We start from the raw sequence: 26,894 nt of genomic DNA, 5'->3' as shown, positions 1-26,894 counted from the left end.
TCAGAAGAGACCGAGGCGCCGGACGTGCGCCCTTCATGTGGAAAGCGCGGACGAACGACATGGCACGCAGATTTTTCGGAACCGATGGCATCCGCGGCACGGCCAACACCTGGCCCATCACCCCGGAGATCGCCCTCAAGGTCGGCATGGCCGCCGGCCTCGCCTTCCACCGCGGCGACCACCGCCATCGCGTCGTCATCGGCAAGGACACCCGTCTCTCCGGCTACATGATCGAGCCGGCCCTGACCGCCGGCTTCACCGCCGTCGGCGTCGACGTCTTCCTGACCGGCCCGGTGCCGACGCCGGCCGTCGCCATGCTGACGCGCAGCCTCCGGGCCGACCTCGGCGTGATGATCTCCGCCTCGCACAATCCCTTCGCCGACAACGGCATCAAGCTGTTCGGCCCTGACGGCTACAAGCTCAGCGACGAGGTGGAGCTGGCCATCGAGGAGATGCTGGAGGGCGACTTCACCGGCCGCCTCGCCGCCCCCGCCGATCTCGGCCGCGCCAAGCGCGTCGATGGCGAACGCGCCCGCTACGTCGAGTCGGCCAAGCGCACGCTCAGCCGCCACATGTCCTTCGAAGGTCTTCGCGTGGTGGTCGACTGCGCCAATGGCGCCGCCTACAAGGTCGCCCCGGAAGTGCTATGGGAACTGGGCGCCGAAGTGGTGGCGCTCGGCGTCGATCCCAACGGCCTCAACATCAACCGCGACTGCGGTTCGACCAGTCTTGCCACCATCACCGAGAAGGTGCGCGAGGTCAGGGCCGACATCGGCATCGCGCTCGACGGCGACGCCGACCGCGTCATCATCATCGACGAGAAGGGCCAAGTGGTCGACGGCGATCAGCTGATGGCCGTCGTCGCCGCCTCGTTCCAGGAAGACGGGCGCCTTGCCCGGCCGGGCATCGTCGCAACCGTCATGTCCAACCTCGGTCTTGAGCGCTATCTCCAGGGCATCGGCCTCGAACTCGTCCGCACCAAGGTCGGCGACCGCTACGTCGTCGAGGCGATGCGCGCCGGCGGCTACAACGTCGGCGGCGAGCAGTCCGGCCATATCGTGCTCTCCGACTACGCCACCACCGGTGACGGCCTCGTCGCCGCCTTGCAGGTGCTGGCCGTCGTCAAGCGCTCGGGCAAGCCGGTGAGCGAGGTCTGCCACAGATTCGACCCGGTGCCGCAGCTCCTCAGGAACGTTCGCTTCAAGGGCGGCAAGCCGCTGGAGGACGAGGGCGTCAAGGCGGCGATCGCCGCTGCCGAGGGCCGGCTTGGCGTCGGCGGGCGCATCCTGGTCCGCGCCTCCGGCACCGAACCGTTGATCCGGGTGATGGGCGAAGGCGACAATGCCGATCTGGTCGCGGCGGCCGTCGGCGAGATCGTCGATGCCATCGGCAACGTCGCCGCCTGATCTCCGACACCCGTTCCGCTTCGAAAAACGCCCCGACCGCACGACGCGGCCGGGGCGTTTTCATGGGCTCCGGCCGTCGATCGATCTTTTTCATCGATCATCAAGGTTAAGCAACGTAGTTAAGTCGAGATTAACCGACTTGCTCTAAAAATCCTCCGAAAGCGATGATGAACGGCGGTCAACCGCCCTGCGATCATGCTTCAGCGGAAGGATCGTCCCATGCGCAGTCTCACAATCAACCTTTCACTGGCCGTGGCTGCGACGTTCGGCCTCACGGCCCTCTCCGGTGTCGCCCGCGCGGCCGACATGCCGGTGGAATATCCGCCGATCATCGAAGCGCCCGAACCGATGCCGCTGGCGGCCGTCGGCGGCTGGTATCTTCGGGGCGATATCGGCTACAAGCTGTATCAGGCGCCCAAGGGCTCGCTCGGCAACAACCGCTGGGGCGGCTACAAGAACGGCGGCGGCGCAGGTGCGGCGGACACCTGGCCGTACACCACCAACAACTACGACCAGATGGTCAACGAGAAGATGCTCGGCGCCTTGGATGTCGGCGTCGGCGCCGGCTACAAGTTCAACGACTATCTCCGGTCCGACGTGGTGCTCGACTACGAGACGCCCGCCAAGTTCAAGGGCTCGCTGTGGTGCCCGACGGCTTCGCCTTGCGGTGGCGCCTACGAGACCCAGACCGTCAAGATCGAGGCCTACAGCGCGCTTGCCAACCTCTACGCGGACCTCGGCAACTTCCACGGCGTGATCCCCTACATCGGCGGCGGTATCGGCGCGTCCTATCTGCGCACCAGCGAAATCAACGGCTCCGCCAAAGACGCCACCAGCGGCAAGAACCCCGATGGCGCCGGCAAGTGGAACTTCGCCTGGGCGCTGATGGCCGGTGTCGAGTACCCGATCAGCGACAGCCTCAGCCTCGACCTCGGCTATCGCTACCTCAACCTTGGCGACGCCAGGTCCGGCTATGTGACTGATGGCCAGGGCGTTTCCACCCGCATGGACTACAAGGACATCACCGCCCACGAGGTGCGTGTCGGCCTGCGTTACTATCTCAACTGAAGCCAGACGAACCGGGTTTCGGCGAACGGCGGGAAGTCATTTCCCGCCGTTCGTCTTTTTGGCAACACCTTTGATCGAGCCGCTTCGGCCCATCTTGACGACGCACGGCCTTTCCGATAGCTCAGGCGGCGGGACACTCCTCCCCACCGAGGAGCACCTATCTGAAAGGATAGTTACATGACTGACGCGACCGCCGCGCCGGCTTTGAAGCCGGCTAATCCCCGTTTTTCCTCCGGCCCCTGCGCCAAGCGCCCAGGTTGGACCGTCGAGGCTCTCTCGGGAGCGCCGGTCGGCCGCTCCCATCGCGCCAAGATCGGCAAGACCAAGCTAGCCGAGGCGATTGATCTCACCCGCAAGGTGCTGCGCGTGCCCGCCGATTATCGCATCGGCATCGTTCCCGCGTCCGATACCGGCGCCGTCGAGATGGCGCTGTGGTCGCTGCTCGGGCAGCGCCCCGTCGACATGCTGGCCTGGGAGTCCTTCGGCTCCGGCTGGGTGACCGACGTCGTCAAGCAGCTGAAGCTCGACGCCCGCGTCTTCGAGGCGCCCTATGGCGACATCGTCGATTTCGCCAAGGTCGATTTCGACCACGACGTGGTGTTCACCTGGAACGGCACCACCTCCGGCGTGCGCGTGCCGAACGGCGACGCGATCCCGGCGAACCGCCAGGGCCTCACCATCTGCGACGCCACGTCAGCCGCCTTTGCGCAGCCCCTGCCCTTCGACAAGCTCGACGTCGTCACCTTCTCCTGGCAGAAGGTGCTGGGCGGCGAGGGCGGTCACGGCATGCTGATCCTCTCCCCGCGCGCCGTCGAGCGTCTTGAGAGCTACAAGCCGGCCTGGCCGCTGCCGAAGATCTTCCGCCTCACCTCCGGCGGCAAGCTGATCGAAGGCATCTTCAAGGGCGACACCATCAACACGCCCTCGATGATCGCCGTCGAGGACTACATCGACGCGCTGAAGTGGGCCGACGCCATCGGCGGCCTCGACGCGCTGATCGCCCGCGCCAACGCCAACACCAAGGCCATCGCCGACTGGGTCGCCAAGACACCGTCGGTCGCCTTCCTGGCCAAGACCGAAGCCATCCGCTCGAACACCTCGGTCTGCCTGTCGTTCGTCCACCCGCAGGTCGCCGCGCTCGACGTCGAGGGCCAGCAGGCCTTCGTCAAGACGCTGACCGGTCTTCTGGAGAAGGAAGGCGTCGCCTTCGACATCGCCTCCTACCGCGATGCCCCTCCGGGCCTGCGCATCTGGTGCGGCGCCACCGTCGAAACCGCCGACGTCGCCGCCCTGACGCCGTGGATCGACTGGGCCTTCCAGAAGGCGCTGGCCGGCCTGAAGGCCGCCTGATCTCGGATCTTTTGGAGAGGGCGAGCCCTGCTTGCCCTCCTCCCTGCCCTCCCCTGAAGCGGGAAGGCAAATCCCTTTAGCCGCAGTGACATTCCATCCGGCGCCACCGGGCTCTTTCCGCATCCCCTTCCGAGGGGCGGCACAAGGGCAAGGTGCAGGCGCCATCCAACCAGGATGACTCCCATGGCTCCTCGCGTTCTCATTTCCGACAAGCTGTCCGCCACCGCCGTCCAGATCTTCAAGGACCACGGCGTCGAAGTCGACTACCAGCCCGATCTCGGCAAGAACAAGGAAAAGCTGGCCGAAATCATCGGCAACTATGACGGACTCGCCATCCGGTCGACCACCAAGGTCACCGAGAAGCTGCTCGCCAACGCCAAGAATCTCAAGGTGATCGGCCGCGCCGGCATCGGCGTCGACAACGTCGAGGTGCCCGCCGCCACGGCGCGCGGCATCATCGTCATGAACACTCCCTTCGGCAACTCGATCACCACGGCCGAACACGCCATCGCCCTGATGTTCGCCCTCGCCCGCGAGCTTCCCGAGGCCAATGCCTCGACGCACGCCGGCAAGTGGGAAAAGAACCGCTTCATGGGTGTCGAGCTGACCAACAAGACGCTCGGCGTCATCGGCTGCGGCAACATCGGCTCCATCGTCGCCGACCGCGCCGTCGGCCTGAAGATGCGCGTCATCGCCTACGACCCGTTCCTGTCCAACGAACGCGCCGTCGAACTCGGCGTCGAGAAGGTCGAGCTCGACGACCTGTTCCGCCGCGCCGACTTCATCACGCTGCACGTGCCGCTGATCGAAAAGACGCGCAACATCATCGACATCTCCGCCATCCTGAAGATGAAGAAGGGCGTGCGCATCATCAACTGCGCCCGTGGCGGCCTGATCGTCGAGGCCGACCTCAAGGCCGCGCTCGATTCCGGCCATGTCGCCGGTGCCGCGCTCGACGTGTTCGAGACCGAGCCGGCCACCGCCCATCCGCTGTTCGGCCATCCCAAGGTGGTCTGCACGCCGCATCTCGGCGCCTCCACCACGGAAGCGCAGGAGAACGTCGCCTTGCAGGTCGCCGAGCAGATGTCGGACTACCTGATGAAGGGCGCCGTCACCAACGCCCTCAACATGCCGTCGATCACCGCCGAGGAAGCGCCGCGTCTGACGCCCTTCGTCAAGCTCGCCGAGCTCCTGGGCTCCTTCGCCGGCCAGCTCACCGAGACCGGCCTCAAGTCGATCCGCATCGAGTATGAGGGCGAAGTCGCCGGCATGAACATCCGCGCGCTCAGCGCCGCCGCGATCACCGGCGTGCTGAAGCCGCTCCTGCAGTCCGTCAACATGGTGTCGGCGCCGGTGATGGCCAAGGAGCGCGGCATTGCCGTCGCCGAGGTGCGCAACAACGCCTCGGCCAACTTCGAAAGCCTGATCCGCCTGACGCTCACCACCGACCGCCAGGAACGCTCGATCGCCGGTACCGTCTTCGCCGATGCCCATCCGCGCATCGTCGAGATCAAGGGCATCAAGATGGATGCCGAGTTCGCGCCGTCGATGATCTACGTCACCAACGAGGACAAGCCGGGCTTCATCGGCAAGTTCGCCAGCCTTCTGGGCGACGCCGGCATCAACATCGCCACCTTCGCGCTCGGCCGCCTGGAGCAGGGCGCCGACGCCATCTGTCTCGTCGAAGTCGACGGCGACGTGCCGGCCGAAGTGCTCGACAAGGTGAAGGCCATGCCGGTTGTCCGCCAAGTCAAGGCGCTGAAGTTCTGATCGACATCGCTGAGACACATCCATGAGGAAGGGGCGCCCCGAAGCGCCCCTTTTTCGTTGTGGCCCGCTACGCGCCGTCCGCCGGCAGATGATCGAGCGGCAGCGGCGCTTGCGCCTTCACGGTCTGGATGGCGAAGTTGCTGCGTATGTCGCTGACGCCCGGCAGCTTGAGAAGCGTGCCGAGCAGGAAGCGTTCGTAAGTGGCGAGATTGGGCAGGACGACCTGCAACAGGAAATCGGACTCTCCCGAAACCAGATGGCAGGACACGACCTCGGGCAAGGCGCGCACGGCGTCCATGAAGGCCGCCGCCGTATCGTCGTGATGGCGCTCGACCTTGATCCCGACGAAGACGGTCAGGTCGAGACCGACGCCGCCGCGATCCAGGGCGGCATGATAGCCGCCAATCACCCCGGCCTTCTCCAGAATTCGAACCCGGCGCAGGCACGGCGACGGCGATAGCCCGACCTCCTCGGCCAACTCCACGTTGGTGAGACGCGCGTCCCGTTGCAGCGCGGCCAGAATCCGGCGATCTATGGCGTCAAGCTTCAATGTTGGCATGATCGGCAGGCCTCGGATCTTGTCTTGGCACAACATGCTAATCCGGCTCCCAACCGAAGTGCAACACGCAAGGACATGCCGCGACTTCAAGCGCTAGCTTTCAGGCGAGAAGGCGCGAGGAGGAACGCATGGGGCTGGTCGATTTCTGGATGTTTGCCGGCGCGCTCGCCATCGCCTATCTCGTCCCTGGACCGGACATGGTGCTGATCCTGCAAACCGGCCTGCTCAGGGGGCGGGCGCACGCCCTCGCCGTCGCGGCCGGGCTGGCCGCGGCTCGCGCGACCCACGTGCTTCTCGCGGCGGCCGGACTGGCGGCGCTCCTCAGGACGATGCCGGCCGCCTTCGACGTGGTCCGGGTTGCCGGCGCCGCCTATCTCGTGTGGCTCGGCCTGGACATCCTCCGCTCTTCGTCATCCGCATCGGGCCTCTCCGGGCCGGCGGCCAGCGATGAGGAGCGATCCTGGTCGCGCGCCGCAATGCGCGGCCTGCTGACCAATCTGCTCAATCCCAAGGCGCTGCTGTTCTGCTCGGTTCTCCTGCCGCAGTTCGTCAGGCCGGAAAGTGGAAGCGTGCCGGGGCAGTTTGCGGTGTTGGGAACGATCCTCGTCGCGATCGGCCTCATGTTTGATTTCGTCTATGCCGGCGCGGGCGCGACGCTCAGCCGATGGGCTGGCCAGTACCCTCTTGCCCAGCATCTCCAGCGATGGGCCTTCGCCGCGCTGTTGGTCGGCTTCGGCCTTCGCCTAGCCCTGTCGCAACGGCCGCTGTGACGAAACACGGAACGCGAGCCCAGGCAGAAACACAAAAGCCGCCCGAGGGCGGCTTCGGCGCAAAGCGGGTACGGAGAGTGGCATTCGAGGCGACAATCAATCGCCTCGAATGCGTCTGACGGAACGTGAACCGAAGGGCCGAAGGCTCGGCGGCTTCGAAATCAGCCCAGAACGCTCTTCAGCTCGTTGACGATGTTCGGATCGATATCGGTCCGCTCGCTGCCATAGGCGATGTTGGCCTTGAGGAAGCCGAGCTTGGTGCCGGTGTCGAAGGTGGTGCCGCGGAAGCGTACGCCGCTGAAGGGCTGTTCCTTGGCAAGGCGCAGCATGGAGTCGGTAAGCTGGATCTCGCCGCCGGCGCCCTTCTCCTGGTTGCCCAGAAGCTCGAAAATGCGCGGCTGCAGGATGTAGCGGCCCGAGATGAAGAAGTTGGACGGCGCGTCGGCCGGCTTGGGCTTCTCGACCATGTCGGTCACTTCATGGACGTCGGGCGCCAGCGTCTTGCCGAGGGCGACGATGCCGTAGGACGAGGTCTGGGCCGGATCGCACTCCTCGAGGCTGACGATGTTGCCGCCACTGACCTGATAGGCATCGACCATGCTCTTCAGGCAGGGCGTCGTGTGCTTCATCAGCATGTCGGGCAACAGCACCGCGAAAGGCTCGTCGCCGACGATGTCGCGGGCGCACCAGACGGCATGGCCGAGACCGAGCGGCTCCTGCTGGCGCGTGAAGGAGGTGGTGCCGGCGGCCGGCCGCTCGGCGCGCAGCTCTTCGAGGGCGGCCGTCTTGTTGCGGGCGGCGAGCGTCGCCTCAAGCTCGAAGGCGAGGTCGAAGTGATTCTCGATCACTTCCTTGCCACGGCCGGTGACGAAGATGAAATGCTCGATGCCGGCCGCCTTGGCCTCGTCGACGACATATTGAAGGGCCGGCCGGTCGACGACGGTCATCATCTCCTTCGGCACGGCCTTGGTGGCGGGAAGGAAGCGGGTGCCGAGGCCGGCGACGGGAAAGACGGCTTTACGAATGCGTTTGGACATGAAGCACTCCTGAGCGGCAACTCTGGTGACGATCCGAACGTCTGGACGTCTGCCGCGTGGGCGGGATCATCAATAGCGGAAAAATGTTTAATTTTGGAAATGTCGGGCCGGTCGAGAAAATTCCCTCGAGAAATATCCGCCAGCGGATCCTCCAGACGAAACGCTACGGAACTTAACCTATCGTTTACCATAAGTCCCGTCTCTGAAAAGACAACAGAGACCGAAGAGAGGAGCGCATCATGACGAACGTATCACGGGCCGTCCGGTGTGCCGCCGCCCTCACGCTCGCCGCCCTTCTCGGTGCCTGCGCCATCCTCGGCGGCGACTTCGACGCCACCGACCGATCCGGTCTGCCGCCGCTCGCCGACGGGCCGATCCCGCCCGCCTTCACCGCCTTCGTCGAAAGCCAGTGGCCGGCCGCCGAGGCGCGCGGCGTCTCGCGCGCCACCTTCAATGCCGCCTTCGGGGGCGTCGGCCCCGACAACGACGTGCTCGCCAGGGCGACGAGCCAACCCGAATTCTCGCGCGCCATCTGGGACTATCTCGACGACATGGCGGCGGAAAGCCGCATCGCCACCGGCCGGGAGATGCTGGTCCGCCATCGCGCGCTGCTCGACAGCATCGAGGCAACCTACGGCGTCAACCGCGAGATCGTCGTCGCCATCTGGGGCATGGAAAGCAGCTACGGCGCCATCCTGCGCGATCCGACCAAGGTGAAGAACGTGGTGCGCGCGCTGGCGACGCTCGGCTGGCGCGGCGGCTCGCGCGCCGCCTACGGACGGCAGCAGCTCAACGCCGTCCTGCGCATTCTGGAACACCACGACGTCGACGCCCGCCACATGACCGGCTCCTGGGCCGGCGCCATGGGCCAGACCCAGTTCATTCCCACCACCTATCTCACCTATGCCGTCGACTTCGACGGCGACGGACGGCGCAACATCTGGACCTCGGTCCCAGACGCACTGGCTTCCACCGCCAACTATCTCCGGAAGTCCGGCTGGCAGCCCGGTGCCACCTGGGGCTACGAGGTGGTGCTGCCGCCCGGCTTCGACAGCTCGCTGGAAGGTCGCTCGGCGACGCTCGCCGACTGGACGGCGCGCGGGTTCATCCGCGCCTCCGGCGCCGCCTTCCCCCGGCCCGACGATCAGGCCACCCTGCTGCTGCCGGCCGGCCCCGGCGGCCCGGCCTTCCTGACGCTCAGGAACTTCCAGGCCATCAAGCGCTACAACAACGCCAACGCCTACGCCCTCGGCGTCGGCCACCTCGCCGACCGCCTCGCCGGCGGCGGTCCCTTCGTCACCCCCTGGCCGCGCGGCTACACGCCGCTCGACGAAGCCGGCCGCGCCGAGTTGCAGTCCCGCCTCAAGGCGATCGGATTCCCTCTCGACAAGATCGATGGTAAGGTCGGCCCTCAAACCGTCGCCGCCATTCGCGCCTATCAGGCACAACGCGGCCTCGCCGTCACAGGCAACGCGTCGCTCGAACTCCTGACGCTGCTTCGGGGCGGCTGAAGCCAGCCGGATGGCTGACGCGACGGGTGTCTGGAGGCTCGCCACATGCCGCTCCGCCGGGCAAAGGCCCTGACGGTTGTCGTCGTCGCCACGCTGATCGCGGCGGGCCTGCCCCTGCACGCCCAGCAGGTCATCGTGCAGCGCGGAAACCAGACGCAGGTCGTCGAGCCGCAACGCGACAACCGGCCCTTCCTGATGCGTCTGTTCGGATGGGGGGAACAGCAGCCGGCCCAGCCGCCGCCGGGCGCACGCGTCATCAAGGTGCCGCCCCCCGGCCAGCAGCAGCGCAAGGCGGCCCGCCCCCCGGCGGCCGTCGTCAAGCCGCAGAACCCCAAGAACGACGACGCGCGCGTCGTTCTGGTGATCGGCGACCGGCTGGCCGCCGACCTCGGACGCGGCCTCGACGTCGCCTATGCCGACCGGCCGGATGTACGCATCGAGACCAAGACCGTCGACGAGGCCGGCCTCGCCGCCACCGGCGACATGGATTGGAAGGCCTTCCTTGAAAAGCGCCTGACCGACAAGCCGCGACCGACGGCCGTGGTGGCCATGATCGGCCGCGCCGACGGCCGACCGATCGAGCTGCCCGACCGCACGGTGGACTTTCCCACCCCCGATTGGGAAACCATCTACAAGGCCCGGCTCAACGAGCTCACCCGCGTCGCCCGCGAGCGCGCCGTGCCGCTGCTCTGGGTCGGTCTCGTTCCGGTGGCCAGCCAGCAGGCGACCAACGACGTCACCTATATCGACGGCGTCATCCGCGACGAGGCGGCCGAAAAGGGCGCGACCTATATCGACGTCTGGGAGCCCTTCTCCCAGAACGGCGCCTTCGTGGCGAGCGGCCCCGATCTCGACGGACAGGTGCGTCAGCTCCGCCTCAAGGACGGCGTCGGGTTCACCCGCTCGGGCGCCCGCAAGCTAGCCTTCTACGTCCAGCAGAGCCTCGGCCCCGCCCTCAACGTCGCCGACCACACGGCCAACCTGATGCAGCAGGTGTCGGGGGACGGTCCGGTGCTGGTGTTGAACGACCCGGCCGCCTCCGGCGAGGACAAGCTGATCGCCGCCACCGACCTCGCCCCCCCGAAACCCGGCACCGTCCTCCATCGCCTCGTCATCGAGGGCCTGCCGCTGGAACCGGTCGCCGGGCGTTTCGACGCGGCGGCGCTGAAGTAGGCTGACGGAATCTCACCCCAAACGACAACGGCCGGGCTCCCTTGGGAATCCGGCCGCTTGACAGTCTTGCCAATGTTCGCTCAGCGCGGCAGCACGCTTGCGCCCATCAGGAACTCGTCGATGGCACGCGCCGCCTGACGGCCCTCGCGGATCGCCCAGACGACGAGGCTCTGGCCGCGCCGCATGTCGCCGGCCGCGAACACCTTGTCGATCGAGGTACGATAGTCGACCTCGGTCGCCTTGACGTTGCCACGGCCGTCCTTGTCGACACCGAGATCGTTGATCATGCCCTCGTGCACCGGATGCACGAAGCCCATGGCGAACAGCACCAGATCGGCATCGATGCTGAATTCCGAGCCGGGGATCGGCTGGAACTTGGCATCGACCTTGACGCAGTTGACCTTGTTGACGACGCCGTTCTGGCCCTCGAAGGACACGGCGGTGACGCCGAACAGACGCTCGGCCCCTTCCTCGTGGCTCGACGAGGTCCTGAGCTTCAGCGGCCAGTTCGGCCAGGTCAGCAGCTTGTCTTCCTTCTCCGGCGGCTTCGGCATGATTTCCAGCTGAACGACGCCGGTCGCGCCCTGGCGGTTCGAGGTGCCGATGCAGTCCGAGCCGGTGTCGCCGCCGCCGATGACGACGACGCGCTTGCCGAGCGCCGAAATCGGATCGACGGAGCCGAGCGGCTCGCCGCCGACGCGGCGGTTCTGCTGCGGCAGAAACTCCATGGCGAAGTGAACGCCCCTGAGCTCGCGGCCGGGCACCGGCAGATCGCGCGACTTTTCCGAACCGCCGGCCAGCAGGATGGCATCATACTCGGCCTTGAGGTCCTCGATCTTCACGTCGACGCCGACATGGGCGTTGAAGTGGAAGACGACGCCCTCGGCGACCATCTGCTGCACGCGCCGCTCGACGATATGCTTGTCGAGCTTGAAGTCGGGAATGCCGTAGCGAAGAAGGCCGCCGGCACGGGCGCTCTTCTCGTAGACGTGCACGTCATGGCCGACGCGGACGAGCTGCTGGGCGGCGGCAAGGCCGGCCGGACCCGAACCGATCACCGCCACCTTCTTGCCGGTCTTGACCTTGGCGATCTCCGGCTGCACCCGGCCATCCTTCCAGGCCCGCTCGGCGATGGTGTATTCGATCTGCTTGATCGTCACCGGCGCTTCGAACAGGTTCAGCGTGCAGGCCGCCTCGCAGGGCGCGGGGCAGACGCGGCCGGTGAACTCCGGGAAGTTGTTGGTCGAGTGGAGATTGCGCGCGGCCGTCTCCCAGTCGCCGTTGTAGACGAGGTCGTTCCAGTCCGGGATCTGGTTGTTCACCGGGCAGCCGCGATGGCAGTAGGGCACGCCGCACTCCATGCAGCGGGCGCCCTGGGTCTGCATGTCGCTTTCCAGCGGCGGAACGGTGAATTCGTTGTAGTGGCGAACGCGGTCGTCCACCTTCTGGTACTTGAGCTCCTGACGCTCGAACTCGAGAAAGCCGGTAGCCTTGCCCATCTTTCACTCCGTCTCGTCTTTGCGGGGTCCTGTCGCCGGCCACGGGCGCCTTCCTTTGGCGCCGCTCGCGGGGGCAATCTATCGGAACCCTTTCCTGTCTCGGTGGGGCGGGACGGCCCTTCGGCCGTCCCTCTCGGTTACTCGGCGGCGATGCGGCTCGCCGTCATGGCTTCCAGCGCCTTGCGGTACTCGGTCGGCATCACCTTGACGAACTTGCCGCGCCAGGCGGCCCAATCGTCGAGGATCGCCTTGGCACGCGGCGAACCGGTCCAGGCATGGTGCCGTTCGATCAGGGCCCTGAGGCGCTCGCAGTCGTGGCGCGTCATGTCGCCGCGAACGTCGACCTTGCCGTCGACGCCGATCGGCAGCGCCAGTTCGTCCTCGACCATCTCCTCGAACTCGACCATCGACATGTTGCAGCGCCGGTTGAAGCTGCCGTCCTCATCGAGCACGTAGGCAATGCCGCCGGACATGCCGGCCGCGAAGTTGCGGCCGGTGCTGCCGAGCACGACGACGATACCGCCTGTCATGTATTCGCAGCCGTGATCGCCCACGCCTTCGACGACGGCGATGGCGCCGGAGTTGCGAACCGCGAAGCGCTCGCCGGCCACACCGCGGAAGTAGCACTCACCGGCGATGGCACCGTAGAGCACGGTGTTGCCGACGATGATCGACTTCTCCGGCACGATCTTCGACTTCGGGCTCGGGCGAACCACCAGACGGCCGCCCGACAGGCCCTTGCCGACATAGTCGTTGCCGTCGCCGATCAGATCGAGCGTCAGGCCATGGGCGCCCCAGGCGCCGAACGACTGGCCGGCGGTGCCGGTCAGCGTCACGCGGATGGTGTCGTCGGGCAGGCCGACGTGACCGTAGCGCTTGGCGATCTCGCCCGAGAGCATGGCGCCCACCGAGCGGTTGACGTTGATGACCGCCGTCTCGATCTTCACCGGCTTGCCGCTTTCGAGCGCCGGCATGGCCTCGGCGATCAGCTTCCGGTCGAGAATATCATCGATCGGATGCTTCTGCACCGTGGTGTGGCGCATCTCGGCCGGGTCCGCCTTCGGCAGGTAGAACAGGCGCGAGAAGTCGAGCCCCTTGGCCTTCCAGTGAGCAATGCCGGCCTGCTTGTCGAGGATGTCGGTACGACCGGTGAGTTCCTCGAGCTTGCGGAAGCCGAGCGCAGCGAGATAGCGGCGCACTTCCTCGGCGACGAAGAAGAAGTAGTTGATCACGTGTTCCGGCTGGCCGACGAAACGCTTCCTGAGCACCGGATCCTGGGTGGCAATGCCGACCGGGCAGGTGTTGAGGTGGCACTTGCGCATCATCAGGCAGCCCGAGGCGATCAGCGGCGCAGTGGCGAAGCCGAAGCCGTCGGCGCCGAGCAGGGCGCCGACCACCACGTCGCGGCCGGTGCGGACACCACCGTCGACCTGAAGCTCGACGCGGCTGCGGAGGCCGTTGATCACCAGGGTCTGCTGCGTTTCGGCGAGACCGATCTCCCACGGGGAGCCCGCGTGCTTGATGGAGGTCAGCGGCGAAGCGCCGGTGCCGCCCTCAAAGCCCGAGATGGTGATGTGATCGGCGCGCGCCTTGGCGACGCCGGCGGCAACCGTGCCGACGCCGACTTCCGAGACGAGCTTCACCGACACTTCGCCGGTCGGGTTGACGTTCTTCAGGTCGAAGATCAGCTGGGCCAGATCCTCGATCGAGTAGATGTCATGGTGCGGCGGCGGCGAGATGAGCTGCACGCCGGGGGTGGCGTGACGCACCTTGCCGATGACCGCGTCGACCTTGTGGCCGGGCAGCTGGCCGCCTTCGCCGGGCTTCGCCCCTTGCGCCATCTTGATCTGCATCTGGTCGGAGTTGACCAGATACTCGGTGGTGACGCCGAAGCGGCCCGAGGCGACCTGCTTGATCGCCGACCTGAGGCTGTCACCCGAGGGCAGCGGCTTGAAGCGATCGGCCTCCTCGCCGCCCTCGCCGGTGTTCGAGCGTCCGCCGATCCGGTTCATGGCGATGGCGAGGTTGGTGTGCGCCTCGCGGCTGATCGAGCCGTAGCTCATGGCACCGGTGGCGAACTTGCGCACAATGTCCTGGGCCGGCTCGACCTCGTCCAGCGCCACCGGCGTCCGGCCGATTTCCTCGGCGGACTTGATGCGGAACAGACCGCGGATGGTCATCGTCTGTTCGCTCTGGGCGTTGATCGGTTCCGAGAATTCCTTCTGGAACTGCTCGAAGGAGTTGGCGCGCACGGCATGCTGCAGACCGGCGATGACGCCAGCATTCCACACGTGTGCCTCGCCGCGCATGCGCTGGGCATACTCGCCGCCCACTTCCAGCATGCTGGTGAGCGTCGGGTCGCTGCCGAAGGCGCGAGCATGACGGGCCACGGTTTCCTTGGCGATCTCGTCGAGACCGACACCTTCGATGCGGGTCGCCGTGCCGAAGAAGTACTTCTGCACGAAGCGCGACGACAGGCCGACGGCGTCGAAGATCTGGGCGCCGCAGTAGGACTGATAGGTCGAGATGCCCATCTTCGACATGATCTTCAGGAGACCCTTGCCGATCGACTTGATGTAGCTGTAGACGATCTTGTGCTCGTCCAGCCCCTTGGGCAGCTTGTCCTTCATGGCGATCAGCGTATCGAAGGCGAGATACGGGTTGATCGCCTCGGCGCCGTAGCCGGCGAGACAGGCGAAGTGGTGCACCTCGCGCGGCTCGCCCGATTCCACCACCAGACCGGCCTGGGTCCTGAGACCCTTGCGGATGAGATGGTGATGCACGGCCGCCGTGGCGAGCAGCGCCGGAATGGCGATGCGCTCGCCCCCGACGCCACGGTCGGAGAGGATGATGATGTTGTAGACCTGCCCGGCCGCCGACATGCGAACCGCCGCCTCGGCCTGGATGCAGATGGCCTCGAGGGCCGGCCGCATGCCGGAGGGACCGTTGGCCGCCGGATAGGTGATGTCGATGGTGATGGTCTTGAAGCCGGAGTCCTCGATGGTCTCGATCGACCGGATCTTTTCGAGATCCTCGTTGGTCAGGATCGGCTGACGCACTTCAAGCCGCTTGTGCGCGTCGTCGCCGCCCCGGTCGAACAGGTTCGGACGCGGGCCGATGAACGAGACGAGGCTCATGACCAGTTCCTCGCGGATCGGATCGATCGGCGGGTTGGTCACCTGGGCGAAGTTCTGCTTGAAGTAGGTGTAGAGCAGCTTGGACTTGGACGACAGCACCGAGATCGGCGTGTCGGTGCCCATCGAGCCGGTGGCTTCCATGCCGGTGGAGGCCATCGGCACCATCAGCACCTTGAGGTCTTCCTGGCTGTAACCGAAGGCCTGCTGCAGGTCGAGGAGGTTCTCGGCCGACTTGGGCGCGCGGGCGCGCACCGCCGGCAGGTCTTCGAGGACCAGCTGGGTGTCGTCGATCCACTGGGCATAGGGCTGCGCCGTCGAGATCGACTTCTTGATCTCGTCGTCGGAGATGATGCGCCCCTCGACGAGGTCGATCAGCAGCATCTTGCCCGGCTGCAGGCGCCACTTCTGGACGATCTTCTCCTCGGGGATCGGCAGGGTGCCGCTCTCGGAGGCGAGGATCACCCGGTCGTCGTCGGTGACGACATAGCGGGCCGGACGCAGGCCGTTGCGGTCGAGCGTGGCGCCGATCTGGCGACCGTCGGTGAAGGCCACGGCGGCCGGTCCGTCCCACGGCTCCATGATCGCGGCGTGATACTCATAGAACGCCTTGCGCTCGGCATCCATGCTCTCGTTGCCGGCCCAGGCCTCGGGGATGAGCGTCATCACCGCATGCGGCAGCGAGTAGCCGCCGCGCAGCAGGAACTCCAGCGCGTTGTCGAAGCAGGCGGTGTCCGACTGGCCCTCGTAGGAGATCGGCCAGATCTTCTCGATGTCTTCGCCGAGCACCTTGGAGGTGGTGGTCGCCTGGCGGGCATACATCCAGTTGACGTTGCCGCGCAGAGTGTTGATCTCGCCGTTGTGGGCGACCATGCGATAGGGGTGCGCCAGCTTCCAGGACGGAAAGGTGTTGGTCGAGAACCGCTGGTGGACGAGCGCCAGCGCCGACTCGAACCGGGGGTCCGACAGGTCGGGATAGTAGCGCTTGACCTGATAGGACAGGAACATGCCCTTGTAGACGACGGTGCGCGAGGAGAAGGACACCACGTAGAAGGCGTCCTGGTCGCGCTTGGTCGCGCCGTTCCAGTCGGCTTCGTAGACGTCGCCGGACAGCACCTTGCGCGCGATGTAGAGCTTGCGCTCCAGCGCCTCCTGGTCGGAGGTGCCCGGCAGCATGACGAACAGCTGGCGATGCACCGGCTCGGTGGCCTTGACGCCCTCGGACAGGGCCGAATTGTCGACCGGCACGGTGCGCCAGCCGAGAATGGCAAGCCCCTGGCCCTTCACCGACCGCTCGACGATCTCGACGGCGCGGGTCCGCTCGGCCTCGTCCTGCGGCAGGAAAAACTGGGCAACGCCATAGCGGCCGGCGTCCGGCAGCTCGAAGCCGAGCTTCAGACACTCCTCGGCAAAGAACCGATGCGGGATCTGCACCAGGATGCCGGCGCCGTCGCCCATCAGCGGGTCGGCGCCGACGGCGCCGCGATGCTCGAGGTTTTCAAGAACGTAGAGGGCGTCGGCCACGGTCTGGTGGCTCTTGCGGCCCTTGATGTCGGCAACGAAGCCGACGCCGCAGGCGTCGTGCTCGTGCTGGGCGCTGTAGAGGCCCTCCGCCCCGGCTTTCGCGCGGATATCGGCGATCGCGTCGGCCGGCGTGCGCGTGGCGCTCGTTGCGGCATTCGGCGCGGCTGGCGCGAGGTGCGGCATCGGTTCGTCGAGCGTCTTCATGGCGAAGTCCTCATCAGTGTGCGGCAGACCCACGGCCCGCCGAAGGGTGTCTCTGTTCCGGACGACTGCACGCGAGGAGCGGTATGTTCCTTATACCCGCTTGCGACCGCGCTATGGACCGCCCGTCCTCTTTGGCGACGACGTCGCGGCCTTTTCGCCGGACGGCGCGACAGCGACAGCCGTCGTCCCCATCCCGTCAAACCGGAACAAGGAGACAGCTTCGATAGCCGTTTCGCCAGATGATCCCGAAGCTCACTCCTCCCCGGAAATCCCCCGTTTCGCGCTTTGCACCCGTTGCCTCGGCGAGGCAAGCGAAAAGCGCGGCCGGTGGATTTCGAGAAATGCGCTGGCCTTCTTCCCCTCCGAAAAGCAGGCCCGAACCCCGAAATCCGCTCATTTGGAACCAAACTATCGCGGTCCCGAATGCGCGATGCGTTATTTGCATAACCTTGCGGTCCCGTCAACCATCCTGACCCATTAATTTGGGGGCGAAATCCGGATTGACGCCGGCATGAACGGCCTGCATGGGTGGTGCGCAAACTCGGCGGCTGTCGCGCGGGTTCGACAAGGCTAAACTCGGCTCCATGTACTTTGCCAGCGACAACTGGGCCGGCGCTTCGGCGCAAGTGGCCAATGCCCTCATGAATGCCGGAAACGGCTCCGTTCCCGCCTATGGCGCCGACGACCAGACGCGCGTTGCCGTCGACTGGTTCTCGGAGGTGTTCGAGCACGACGTTTCCGTCTTCTTCGTAGCAACCGGCACGGCGGCCAACTCGCTGTCGCTCGCCTCGGTGATGAAGCCGGCCGGCATCGTGCTCTGCCACGACGTGGCGCACATCGCCTGCGACGAGGCCGGCGCACCGGAATTCCTGTCGGGCGGTCGCCTGGTCAGCATTCCCGGCGCCCGCGGCAAGCTGACGCCGGACGCGCTCGAAGCGGCGATCGGCCGCTACTTCCCCGCCGCCGTGCATCACGGCCGGCCGGTCGCCGTCTCGCTCAGCCAGTCGACCGAATGGGGCACCGTCTACACGGTGGAGGAAGTGACCGCGCTCGCCGCCGTCGCCCACGCCTATGGCCTCAAGGTGCACATGGACGGCGCACGCCTTGCCAATGCCCTCGCCTTCCTCGGCTGCCAGCCGGCCGACATCACCTGGAAGGCCGGCGTCGACGTGCTGTCCTTCGGCGGCACCAAGAACGGCTGCTGGTGCGCCGAGGCCGTCGTCTTCTTCAACACCAAGAAGGCCGAGGATTTCGGCTACATCAGGAAGCGCGCCGGCCAGCTGTTCTCCAAGAGCCGCTTCGTCGCCGCCCAGTTCCAGGGCTATTTCGATCGCGGCCACTGGCTGGACAACGCCTTCCACGCCAACACCATGGCCAAGCGTCTCGCCACCGGCATCGGCCAGCTGTCCACCGCCCGCATCCTGTGGGAACCGGAAGCCAACGAAGTGTTCGCCATCTGGCCGAAGGCGGTCAGCGCCCGCCTGAAGGCAGCCGGCGGACAGTTCCACGAGTGGAATCCGGACGGCCTGTCCGAGGACGAGAAGCCGCGCGACGACGAGGACCTCGTCCGCCTCGTCACCTCGTTCGCCACCGCCGCCCACGAGGTCGACCACTTCCTCAAGGCGCTCGGCAAGTAACCGCCATCGTAACCATCACCACCGGCCGAACATGCAAAAAGGGCGTCCCTTGCGGGGCGCCCTTCGTCATTTGGCCGCTTGGCGAGCGAAGCGGTCTCCGCTCGCCAGGCCGATCAGCTTAATCGTCGACCGATCAGTTGATGGTCGCCTCGATCTGCGGGGTCTCACCCTTGCCGATCGGAATGGTGCGCGCCCGCTTGCTTTCGGGAATGTCGCGCACGAGATCGACGTGCAGAAGGCCGTGCTCGAGCGAGGCGCCCTTCACCTCGACGTGATCGGCAAGCTGGAAGCGGCGCTCGAAGGCGCGGGCGGCGATGCCGCGATAGAGCATCTCGCGACCGTTGTCCTCGGCTTCCGCCTTCTTCTCGCCCTTGACCGTCAGCACGGCTTCGCGCGCCTCGATCGTCAGCTCATCCTCGGCAAAGCCCGCCACGGCGATGGTGATGCGATAGGCATTCTCGCCGGTGCGCTCGATATTGTAGGGCGGATAGGACTGGGCCGACGCGTCGCTGGTCGAAACCTGGTCGAGCAGCGAGAACAGGCGATCGAAGCCGATGGTCGAGCGATAGAGCGGAGAAAGGTCGAAATTACGCATGATGTCCTCCAGTTGAGCGACAGTCTTGGGTTGGCCGGCCGGCTTTCTGTTCCCCTCTCCGAGGCGGAACCTCCGGTCGCCGCAGACCCCCGTCCGGGGCGTCCGCGTTCCTTGATTTGGTAAGGCCGGACGGCATTTCAAGAGGCGTCGACAATGCGTTTTCACCGTCTTCCGACGATGGCATCCGCCATCCCCTCCATGCTAGAAACGGCGCGGCGGCGACAGGTGTGGTCGCCGGGGAGCGCCCATGGATCTTCTCGACCTCGCCGACAATCCGATTCCCTCCGGCTGCCGGCTGGAGATGATTTCGACGTCGGATGGCGTGCGCCTGCGCACCGCCCGCTGGCCTGCCTTGCCCGGCGGCGCCAAGGGCACCGTCTGCCTGTTCCCGGGCTGGTCGGAGACGATCGAGAAGTATTTCCACGTCGTCGAGCGCCTGAGACAACGCGGCTTCGCCGTGGCGATCATGGAGTGGCGCGGCCAGGGCGGATCGACCCGGCTCACCGACGACCCCGGCAAGGGCCACGTCCGCTCCTTCCGCCATTACCTGCGCGACATCAACGCCTTCCGCCGCCGTGTCGTGTTGCCGGACTGTCCGCCGCCCTATTTCGCGGTCGGCCATTCGATGGGCGGCGGCATTCTTCTCGCTGCCGGCCGTTTCCTCGCCCCCACCTTCGACCGTCTTGTGCTGACCGCGCCGATGCTCGGCCTGCCGCAACGGACGACCATGCCGGGCTTCCGCCGGCTGCTGCTGCGCCTCGCGGTCTACTGTGGCGCCGGTCCGCGCTACATCCCCGGCCAGCGTCGCCGGGCGAGCAAGGCAAGAAGCTTCGAGCGCAATCCGCTCACCTCGGACCCCGACCGCTACCGCATCAACGAGGCGATCTCGGCCGCCCAACCCGTCTACCGGCTGGCCGCCCCGACGCTCGGCTGGGTGGCGGCGGCGACGCGCATGTTCGATCTGCTGTCGGCCCACGACATCGCCGACAAGGTTCCGGCCCCGGTGATGCTGGTCAACTCGGGCGCCGATACGGTGGTCAGCCGCCTTGCCATCGAGACCATGGCAAGACGCCTGCGCAATCCAGCCTACATCCTGATCCATGGCGCCCGCCACGAGATCATGATGGAACGCGAGGTCTATGCCGCCCAGTTCTGGGCGGCCTTCGACGCCTTCATCCCCGGCTCGTCGGAATGACGCCCGACACGTTGGCCGCGCCCGACACTCCCGAAGCCAGGAGCTTCAGCACCTGATCGTGCAGGCGCCGGTCGCCGCTCGCCACCACGCGGCCGCCGTCGGCGGCGCTGCCGCCCGTCCACGACGTGACGACGCCGCCCGCCCCCTCGATCACCGGAATCAGCGCCGTGATGTCGTAGGGTTGCAGCCCCGCCTCAATGACGAGGTCGACCTGCCCGGCCGCCACCATGCAATAGGCGTAGCAGTCGGCGCTGTAGCGCACGAGCTTCGCCTGCGCCTCGACCGAAAGGTAGGCCTCCCGCTCGCGGTCGGAAAACGGCCGGAGCGACGTGGTGAACAGCGTCGCCTCGGAGATGTCGGCGCAAGAACGCGTCCTGAGCGGCCGCTCGCCGCCCGGCCCCGTGTAGGTGGCCGTGACGCCGTCGCCATAGAAGCGCTCGCCGGTGAAGGGCTGCGCCATCATGCCCTGAACCGCCCGGCCACCGGCGCGAAGGCCGATCAGGGTACCCCAGAGCGGAATGCCGGCGATGAACGACCGCGTGCCGTCCACCGGGTCGAGCACCCACACCCGCTCGCGGTCGAGACCGACGTTGCCGAACTCCTCGCCGAGGATGCCGTGATCGGGATGGGTGGTCTCGATCAGCTTGCGCATCGCCACCTCGCCGGCCTTGTCGGCGATCGTCACGGGATCGAAGGCGCCTTCAAGCTTGTTCTCGACGGCAAGCGCGGTGCGGAAATGCGGCAGGATCGCCGCTGAAGCCGCGTCGGCCAGAGCGTCGAAGAAGGCCTTGGAGATAGGTGTGATCTGCATATCCGATATGTTTCCCACATGATGCGGCAGGGGAGGCAACGTTGCGATTCGTTTCTACCAGCCGGTTCATCCCATTGTTTTTATTTTTGGAATCAAAGAAATGCAATTTTCCGGTCCACGGCGCTCTTTGTACCCAGTGGTGTCATCCCCACTAAAACGCGAGTTAACGGCGAGGTTTCTACCGCGAGGGGTTGACCAGTAAGACGAAAGTAGGCATTGTATTGGGGTGCAGCGTGGGTTTCCGCGCTGCCCGCCCTCCTTGGGCGTTTCCTCCCTAAGACTTGGGCCGCCGCATTTGCGACGGCCCCTTTTTTGTTTCAGCCTATCCCCCAGGGCCGGGTGGCACCAGTGGCGTGATTTTCTGAAAACGTTTCAAAAAATTCGAAGACAGTGTCCGACCCCGCCTCGGACGGTTTCGCTTGCCCGCGAAATTTCCGGAAAATCACTCGGCCGCAAAGCGGCCGGGGGACGGACAGACCACCTCGAGCGGCAGGCGCGTCAGCCCCTCGATGAACTCGGCGAGCTCGGCGGTGAGACGCACGAAGCCGGAATGCGGTTCGAGCGTCTTCTCGTCCATGTAGAGCGACCGGTTGATCTCGATCTGCAGGGCATGCAGCCCCTTGGCCGGGCGGCCGTAGTGCTCGGTGATGAAGCCACCGGCATAGGGCCGATTGATCGCTACCTTGTAGCCGAGCGCAGAGAGCGCGCCAGCGGCATGATCGATCAGAGCCCGCGATGCCGACGTGCCATGACGGTCGCCGAGCACGAAGTCGGACCGCCCCTTGGCATCCTGCCCCCTGACCGACGACGGCATCGAGTGGCAGTCGATCAGCACGGCCCGACCGAACCGCACGTGCGTCTGGGCGAGCAACCGCGTCAGCGCCGCGTGATAGGGCTTGTAGAGCGTTTCGATGCGATCGAGCGCCGCCTCGATCGGCAGCGGACCGGCATAGATCTCCTCGCTCTCGGAAATGACGCGCGGCACCGTGCCGAGGCCGCCCGCCACCCGGATGGAGCGGACGTTGGCGAAGGCCGGCAGGCGCCCGTCGAACATGCGCGGATCGAGCTCGTAGGGCTCGCGGTTGACGTCGAGATAGGCGCGCGGGAAATGCGCGCGGAGCAGCGGCGCGCCCGTCGTCACGGCATGCATGAACAGCTTGTCCACATGCGCGTCCTCGGACAGACGGATGCGGCGGCTGTCGAGCCGGCTCGCCGCAAGGAAGTCTTCCGGATAGGCGGTGCCGGAGTGCGGCGAGTTGAAGACGAAAGGATGAGTCTGCTCCACGGGGGACAGAATCTCGAAGGGCGGTTCCGAGCGGAAATCGGTGACGACGCGCATCCCTCTCCAGTCCGTGGAGCCTGCCACCCGGCTCGCTGGCAGCCGGAAAACAGGGCTTTTGTACTCCTGATTCTGGAATCTGCCCTGTTTTGCCAAGCCTGTCTATTGTTAACGTGGCTGAACGCCGGCGCGCCATGCCGCCTGCCCCACCGCTCCGCCCGCCACGCCGAGCGCCGCGCCGGGCGAGGCCGGAGCGCCACCATCCCCCCGCCGGTGCCGAGCGGACGCTTGCGCCCTCGGCCCACGGACCTGCCAAAAGTCAAATTCGCTCCACTACGGGGTTTGAACGCCCCCCTGAAAAGTTCTACACAGGGAAGAACGGCCTGAAACGCGGCCTGCTAACCACAAGTTTACCGTGCTGGTGCTCTTGTGAGATAGTTGAAGCATCGCGCGACCCGCCGCCGCTTCTCATCTGACCGGACTTGCAAATGAACCGTATTCTCCTGGCCGAAGACGACAACGACATGCGCCGTTTCCTGGCCAAGGCTCTCGCCAACGCCGGCTATGACGTCGTCTCCTACGACAATGGCCGGAGCGCCTACGAACGGCTGCGCGAGGAGCCTTTCACGCTTCTGCTCACCGACATCGTCATGCCGGAGATGGACGGCATCGAGCTGGCCCGCCGGGCCACCGAGCTTGATCCCGACTTGAAGATCATGTTCATCACCGGCTTCGCTGCGGTGGCGCTCAATCCCGACAGCCAGGCTCCCAAGGACGCCAAGGTGCTGTCCAAGCCCTTCCATCTCAAGGATCTCGTGCGCGAGGTTGAGAAGATGCTGGCGGCCGCCTGAGGGCGATCGGCGGATTTCCGGAAGGAAAACAGTTTCGGGTCAAAGGGTTGAAGGGGAATTCGGAAAAGCGTCTCAAGCCCCTTGCGTGGGGAGGGAAAGGACGCTATATCCCCGCCCACGCCGCCGATGAGGCGGCCCCGCGAAACGGAAATGGGCGTGTAGCTCAGCGGGAGAGCACTACGTTGACATCGTAGGGGTCACAGGTTCGATCCCTGTCACGCCCACCATTTCTTCCAAGGGCTTAGCGAGCAATCGCTGAGCCCTTTGGCGTTTTGGGGGACCGTCTTCGCGGTTCCGTCACGAACGAGTCGAGCCCGCCCCTCTGCTTCCTGTTTTCATTGCATGGCTACGCGGCGCGCACGACGCCGGCCTCGCCGCTGGCGCCTGGACGACGGGTGGGATCGGCGAAGCCACGCCGTCCGGCGCCCGTTCACGACGACCGTTCGTCGCCCTCTTGCGATCCCGCGTCGGGGGCAACCAGGGAGGCCAGGAACGGGAAGTATTCCGATTTCGTCAGGAGCATCTCGCGCAGATGGGTCGCCACGCGGCCATTGTGGTTGCGCCGCCAGACCAGAGACAACGGCGAGGGGGAGCGCCCCTGAACCACTCGACGCTCGACCAGCCGGCCAGCGTCGATGTGCTCGCGAGCCAAGGTGGCCGGCACGAAGCCGATGCCGGCTCCCTGGATGTGGGCGACGATCTTGGTCTTGAGATCGGGAACCAGCATTTCCTTCTGCCCGGCGAGCCTCCAGGCGACGCGCTTGGCCAGACGGGTCGAGGTATCCTGCACGTTGATGGACGGGAAACGCCGCAGCTCGTCGTTGGACAGCGGCTCAGCATGGTCGGCGAGAGGATGGTCGGGCGCCATCACGAACACCCAGTGGACGGCTCCGAGCGGATGGGTGTCGAAGTCGTCGTTGATGGTGTGATACCCCGGCGCGCCGAGCGCCATGTGCAGACCATTCTGCAGAAGCTCGTCCCAGACACCCATGTAGACGGCGCATCTGAACTCGATTTCGGTGTGGGGAAAGGTGCGGTTGAGATGCACCAGAAGATGGGCCGCCGCCTCGGACTCGTAGAGAAGGTTGTTCACCACCAGCGTGAAGCGCGGCTCGACGTTCTCGCCAACCTGCCTCAGCTCGTCCGGTAGCTGCTGGAGCCATTCGAAAATCTGCCCCGCCTTGTCCAGGAGGACCTGGCCCGCCGGCGTCAGAGATACGGTCCGGGTGGTGCGCACAAACAGCGGCGTGCCAATGCCGCCCTCGAGCGTCTTGATGCGGTAGCTAACGGCCGACGTCGTGCGATGCAGCTGTTGGGCGGCGGCCGAGAAACTCTTGAGCCGCGCAACGGTGACGAACGTCCGGACGGCTTCTAGATCGAGATTGGAAAGACGGGGTTCCATGGCGATAAGCTCTGTTCGCCGCACCCCTTCACTGGACCGGGCACGAGCAGAAAGACAACTGATCGCAAGCCTAACGCGGCGGCAGGGAGGCGTCAAAGCGCCTCACGAACCCTCCGTCCCCGCTCGATCGCCGACGCCGCCGCGATCAGTCCGGCGAGGCAGTCCCATCCCGACGTATGCCCGATGGAGCTGACCTGATCGAGCAGCGCCTCACAGCCATCGCCGGCGACGACCCGGTCGAAGACCTCGATCAGGCAGGCGGAAATCTGCCCCGACGCCGCGTGGGTGAGATGCGCGGCGCTGATCGTGTTGGTCGCCCGTTCCGCGATGGGCAAGACGACGGCCGCCAGCGCGTCGGCCACGGCGCCTCGCCCCAGCCGCCGCAGCGCAACCAGAAAGCCCGAGATGAAATCATCGCCGGAGGGGGTCAGGCCGGGTCCGAGACCGATGAGCGGGGTCGGGTCCGGCACCGGACCGGCCTCGCCTTCCATCGCCCGTTCCACCCAGTCGCCGAGGGCGGCGATCACCGGAATCGACCGTTTGAGGAACGGATCGATCCCGCTCGGTGCCAGGCTCCGGCCATGGCAGAGCGCGCCCACCAACACGCCGAGACCAACCGCCTCGCGTCGCTCGACCGCCTCGGCTATCTGGCCGAGGCCACAGGCGATGTCTATCGTACGAAGCGGGGAGACCGGCGGAGCACGCCAGGGCATCAGGCCGGAGAAACCGACCGCAATGCCGCCCGCAAAGACTGCGCCATCGCGGACGGTAACCGGATCTCCCTGAGCAAGCCTGTCGCGCCAGGCGCCGATGTCGTCGAACACCGCCAGCAGGCTGGAGGGACCAACGCTGAACTCGGCGGAGCCAATGCACACGAGCCCGTCGGCAAAGGCGGCATAGAAGCTTCGCTCGAAGACGGCAGCGACACGCCCTTCACGGGTCCCTGAAAGGATGTGCGCCGCCGCTTCGCCGATCGCGGTTGCGGGTCTCGTCCGCATGGGATTGCAGTCCTCTCCGCGTTTGCCGTCTCAGCCCAAAAGGCTCGGTCTAGAGAAACTCCAGCAAAAGTGGGAACCGGTTTTGCGTCCGGAGTTGCGTAAAACAAAGAGATAGAGCAAGTTGGCGAACCAAAGCTCGCCAGACGCGCTCTAGTCGATGACGATTTGCGTCCCCGTCTCGCCGCGCAGCATCGGAACCGCGTCTTCCAGCCGGCCGACAAAGACGCGCTTGCCGCCACCTTCGAGAAACTGGATGGCGGCCTCGATTTTGGGGCCCATGCTGCCGGGCGGGAACTGTCCGTCGGCATAGTGACGGCGGATTTCGGCGAGGGTGACCCGCTTGAGAGCACTCTGGGTCGGCTTGCCGAAGTCGATCGCGACATGAGGAACTGACGTCAGGATGATCAGGTCCTCGATGCCGAGGAGGTTGGCCATCAGGGCGGAGGTTCGATCCTTGTCGACAACGGCCTCGACGCCATGACGAAAGCCCGTCTCGTCGCGCACCACCGGAATGCCGCCGCCACCGCCGGCGATCACGACGGCTCCCGAGGCGGCTATCGTGGAAATGAGCGCGGTTTCGACGATATGGCGCGGCATGGGCGAGGGCACGACACAGCGGAAGCCGCGCCCGGAGTCTTCGCGCATCTCCCAGCCGAGTTCGTCGCGAAGGGCGATGGCTTCCGCCTCGCTGTAGAAATAGCCGATCGGCTTCGTCGGGTTGGCGAAGGCCGGGTCATCGGGGTCGACTTCGACCTGGGTCAGCAGGCAGGCGACCTCGCGCTGGCTGCCGGCGGCGCGAAGGGTGTTCTCCAGAGCCTGCATCAGCATGTAGGCGACGCCGCCCTGACTGTGAGCGACGCAGATATCGAGCGTCATCGGCGCGACGCGATGGCGAGCCAGCGTGTTGCGCAACAGGATTTTGCCGACCACCGGACCATTGCCGTGGGTGATGACCAGCTCGGTACCAAGCTCCATCAGGGGAAGGAGGGCGCGACCGAGCGCGGCTGCCTCCTGCGACTGTTCGGCGGGGGTGCCACGAATGCCTTCCGGATGGATGGCATTGCCGCCAATGGCGATCAGCAGGCGGCCAGGTATATCCGCGCTCATATCGACCTCTTGCA

The 26,894-nt window shown here is 66.1% G+C and carries 20 protein-coding genes and 1 tRNA gene; 11 read left to right on the top strand and 10 right to left on the bottom strand.

Features of this window, described 5'->3' with window-relative positions:
• Positions 1-59 precede the first annotated feature (59 nt).
• The 4 genes from glmM (at position 60) to serA (ending at position 5,594) form a co-directional block, all read left to right on the top strand.
• Positions 60-1,406: a phosphoglucosamine mutase gene (glmM, locus tag QQZ18_RS19455; protein WP_284542623.1), complete on the top strand. Its 1,347-nt coding sequence runs from the start codon at positions 60-62 to the stop codon at positions 1,404-1,406.
• 219 nt (positions 1,407-1,625) lie between these two features.
• Complete coding sequence (locus QQZ18_RS19450) at positions 1,626-2,474, top strand: outer membrane protein (protein ID WP_284542622.1); 849 nt, start codon at positions 1,626-1,628, stop codon at positions 2,472-2,474.
• 177 nt (positions 2,475-2,651) lie between these two features.
• Positions 2,652-3,824: a phosphoserine transaminase gene (locus QQZ18_RS19445; RefSeq protein WP_284542621.1), complete on the top strand. Its 1,173-nt coding sequence runs from the start codon at positions 2,652-2,654 to the stop codon at positions 3,822-3,824.
• Between the two features lie 183 nt (positions 3,825-4,007).
• Complete coding sequence (serA, locus tag QQZ18_RS19440) at positions 4,008-5,594, top strand: phosphoglycerate dehydrogenase (protein ID WP_446728686.1); 1,587 nt, start codon at positions 4,008-4,010, stop codon at positions 5,592-5,594.
• Positions 5,595-5,661: 67 nt separating this feature from the next.
• Here serA and QQZ18_RS19435 read toward each other — a convergent pair whose 3' ends face one another.
• A complete protein-coding gene (locus tag QQZ18_RS19435; protein WP_284542954.1) occupies positions 5,662-6,153 on the bottom strand; it encodes an Lrp/AsnC family transcriptional regulator in 492 nt (163 codons plus the stop codon).
• A gap of 128 nt (positions 6,154-6,281) precedes the next feature.
• Between QQZ18_RS19435 and QQZ18_RS19430 the strand changes: the two genes are divergently transcribed.
• Positions 6,282-6,923 carry a LysE family translocator gene (locus tag QQZ18_RS19430; protein ID WP_284542619.1) on the top strand — a complete coding sequence of 214 codons (642 nt, stop codon included), beginning with the start codon at positions 6,282-6,284 and terminating at the stop codon, positions 6,921-6,923.
• Positions 6,924-7,084: 161 nt separating this feature from the next.
• On the opposite strand, the gene galU is transcribed toward QQZ18_RS19430, so the two are convergent.
• Complete coding sequence (gene galU, locus QQZ18_RS19425) at positions 7,085-7,960, bottom strand: UTP--glucose-1-phosphate uridylyltransferase GalU (RefSeq protein WP_284542618.1); 876 nt, start codon at positions 7,958-7,960, stop codon at positions 7,085-7,087.
• A 239-nt stretch (positions 7,961-8,199) separates the two neighbouring features.
• Here galU and QQZ18_RS19420 point away from each other — a divergent pair, with 239 nt between their 5' ends.
• Both QQZ18_RS19420 and QQZ18_RS19415 read left to right on the top strand, forming a co-directional pair.
• Positions 8,200-9,471, top strand: coding sequence for a lytic murein transglycosylase (locus QQZ18_RS19420; RefSeq protein ID WP_284542617.1), 1,272 nt, complete (start codon positions 8,200-8,202; stop codon positions 9,469-9,471).
• Between the two features lie 45 nt (positions 9,472-9,516).
• A complete protein-coding gene (locus QQZ18_RS19415; protein WP_284542616.1) occupies positions 9,517-10,644 on the top strand; it encodes an SGNH/GDSL hydrolase family protein in 1,128 nt (375 codons plus the stop codon).
• Between the two features lie 80 nt (positions 10,645-10,724).
• On the opposite strand, the gene QQZ18_RS19410 is transcribed toward QQZ18_RS19415, so the two are convergent.
• Positions 10,725-12,143: a glutamate synthase subunit beta gene (locus tag QQZ18_RS19410; RefSeq protein WP_284542615.1), complete on the bottom strand. Its 1,419-nt coding sequence runs from the start codon at positions 12,141-12,143 to the stop codon at positions 10,725-10,727.
• 137 nt (positions 12,144-12,280) lie between these two features.
• The gene (gltB, locus tag QQZ18_RS19405; RefSeq protein ID WP_284542614.1) at positions 12,281-17,005 is read right to left on the bottom strand and encodes a glutamate synthase large subunit; all 4,725 of its coding nucleotides are present in this window, start codon (positions 17,003-17,005) and stop codon (positions 12,281-12,283) included.
• A gap of 524 nt (positions 17,006-17,529) precedes the next feature.
• Here gltB and QQZ18_RS19400 point away from each other — a divergent pair.
• The gene (locus QQZ18_RS19400; protein WP_342398934.1) at positions 17,530-18,642 is read left to right on the top strand and encodes a threonine aldolase family protein; all 1,113 of its coding nucleotides are present in this window, start codon (positions 17,530-17,532) and stop codon (positions 18,640-18,642) included.
• 133 nt (positions 18,643-18,775) lie between these two features.
• On the opposite strand, the gene QQZ18_RS19395 is transcribed toward QQZ18_RS19400, so the two are convergent.
• Complete coding sequence (locus QQZ18_RS19395; RefSeq protein WP_284542613.1) at positions 18,776-19,237, bottom strand: Hsp20 family protein; 462 nt, start codon at positions 19,235-19,237, stop codon at positions 18,776-18,778.
• A 247-nt stretch (positions 19,238-19,484) separates the two neighbouring features.
• Between QQZ18_RS19395 and QQZ18_RS19390 the strand changes: the two genes are divergently transcribed.
• On the top strand, positions 19,485-20,432 hold the full coding sequence (locus QQZ18_RS19390; RefSeq protein WP_284542612.1) for an alpha/beta fold hydrolase: 948 nt from the start codon (positions 19,485-19,487) through the stop codon (positions 20,430-20,432).
• Here the strand turns inward: QQZ18_RS19390 and hisN are convergent.
• Together hisN and QQZ18_RS19380 are read right to left on the bottom strand one after the other, a co-directional pair.
• Positions 20,410-21,243 (bottom strand): histidinol-phosphatase, encoded by an 834-nt coding sequence (gene hisN / locus QQZ18_RS19385; RefSeq protein ID WP_284542611.1) that lies wholly within the window; start codon positions 21,241-21,243, stop codon positions 20,410-20,412. The genes QQZ18_RS19390 and hisN overlap by 23 nt on opposite strands.
• A gap of 442 nt (positions 21,244-21,685) precedes the next feature.
• Entirely contained in the window at positions 21,686-22,582 is an 897-nt protein-coding gene (locus QQZ18_RS19380) for an N-formylglutamate amidohydrolase (RefSeq protein ID WP_284542610.1), read from the bottom strand.
• A gap of 428 nt (positions 22,583-23,010) precedes the next feature.
• On the opposite strand from QQZ18_RS19380, the gene cpdR reads away from it, so the two are divergent.
• Both cpdR and QQZ18_RS19370 read left to right on the top strand, forming a co-directional pair.
• Positions 23,011-23,373 carry a cell cycle two-component system response regulator CpdR gene (cpdR, locus tag QQZ18_RS19375; protein ID WP_026783912.1) on the top strand — a complete coding sequence of 121 codons (363 nt, stop codon included), beginning with the start codon at positions 23,011-23,013 and terminating at the stop codon, positions 23,371-23,373.
• 152 nt (positions 23,374-23,525) lie between these two features.
• Positions 23,526-23,600, top strand: a tRNA-Val gene (locus QQZ18_RS19370).
• 203 nt (positions 23,601-23,803) lie between these two features.
• On the opposite strand, the gene allS is transcribed toward QQZ18_RS19370, so the two are convergent.
• The 3 genes from allS to QQZ18_RS19355 form a co-directional block, all read right to left on the bottom strand.
• Positions 23,804-24,775, bottom strand: coding sequence for an HTH-type transcriptional activator AllS (gene allS, locus QQZ18_RS19365; RefSeq protein ID WP_284542609.1), 972 nt, complete (start codon positions 24,773-24,775; stop codon positions 23,804-23,806).
• Positions 24,776-24,867: 92 nt separating this feature from the next.
• Positions 24,868-25,773: a DUF2877 domain-containing protein gene (locus QQZ18_RS19360; protein WP_284542608.1), complete on the bottom strand. Its 906-nt coding sequence runs from the start codon at positions 25,771-25,773 to the stop codon at positions 24,868-24,870.
• Positions 25,774-25,923: 150 nt separating this feature from the next.
• A complete protein-coding gene (locus QQZ18_RS19355) occupies positions 25,924-26,880 on the bottom strand; it encodes a carbamate kinase (protein WP_284542607.1) in 957 nt (318 codons plus the stop codon).
• Positions 26,881-26,894: the final 14 nt, after the last annotated feature.

Source organism: Pleomorphomonas sp. T1.2MG-36, from assembly GCF_950100655.1.
Classification (GTDB): domain Bacteria; phylum Pseudomonadota; class Alphaproteobacteria; order Rhizobiales; family Pleomorphomonadaceae; genus Pleomorphomonas.
Note: the sequence above shows the minus strand (reverse complement) of the source record. Positions and strands in the feature narration are given on the sequence as shown.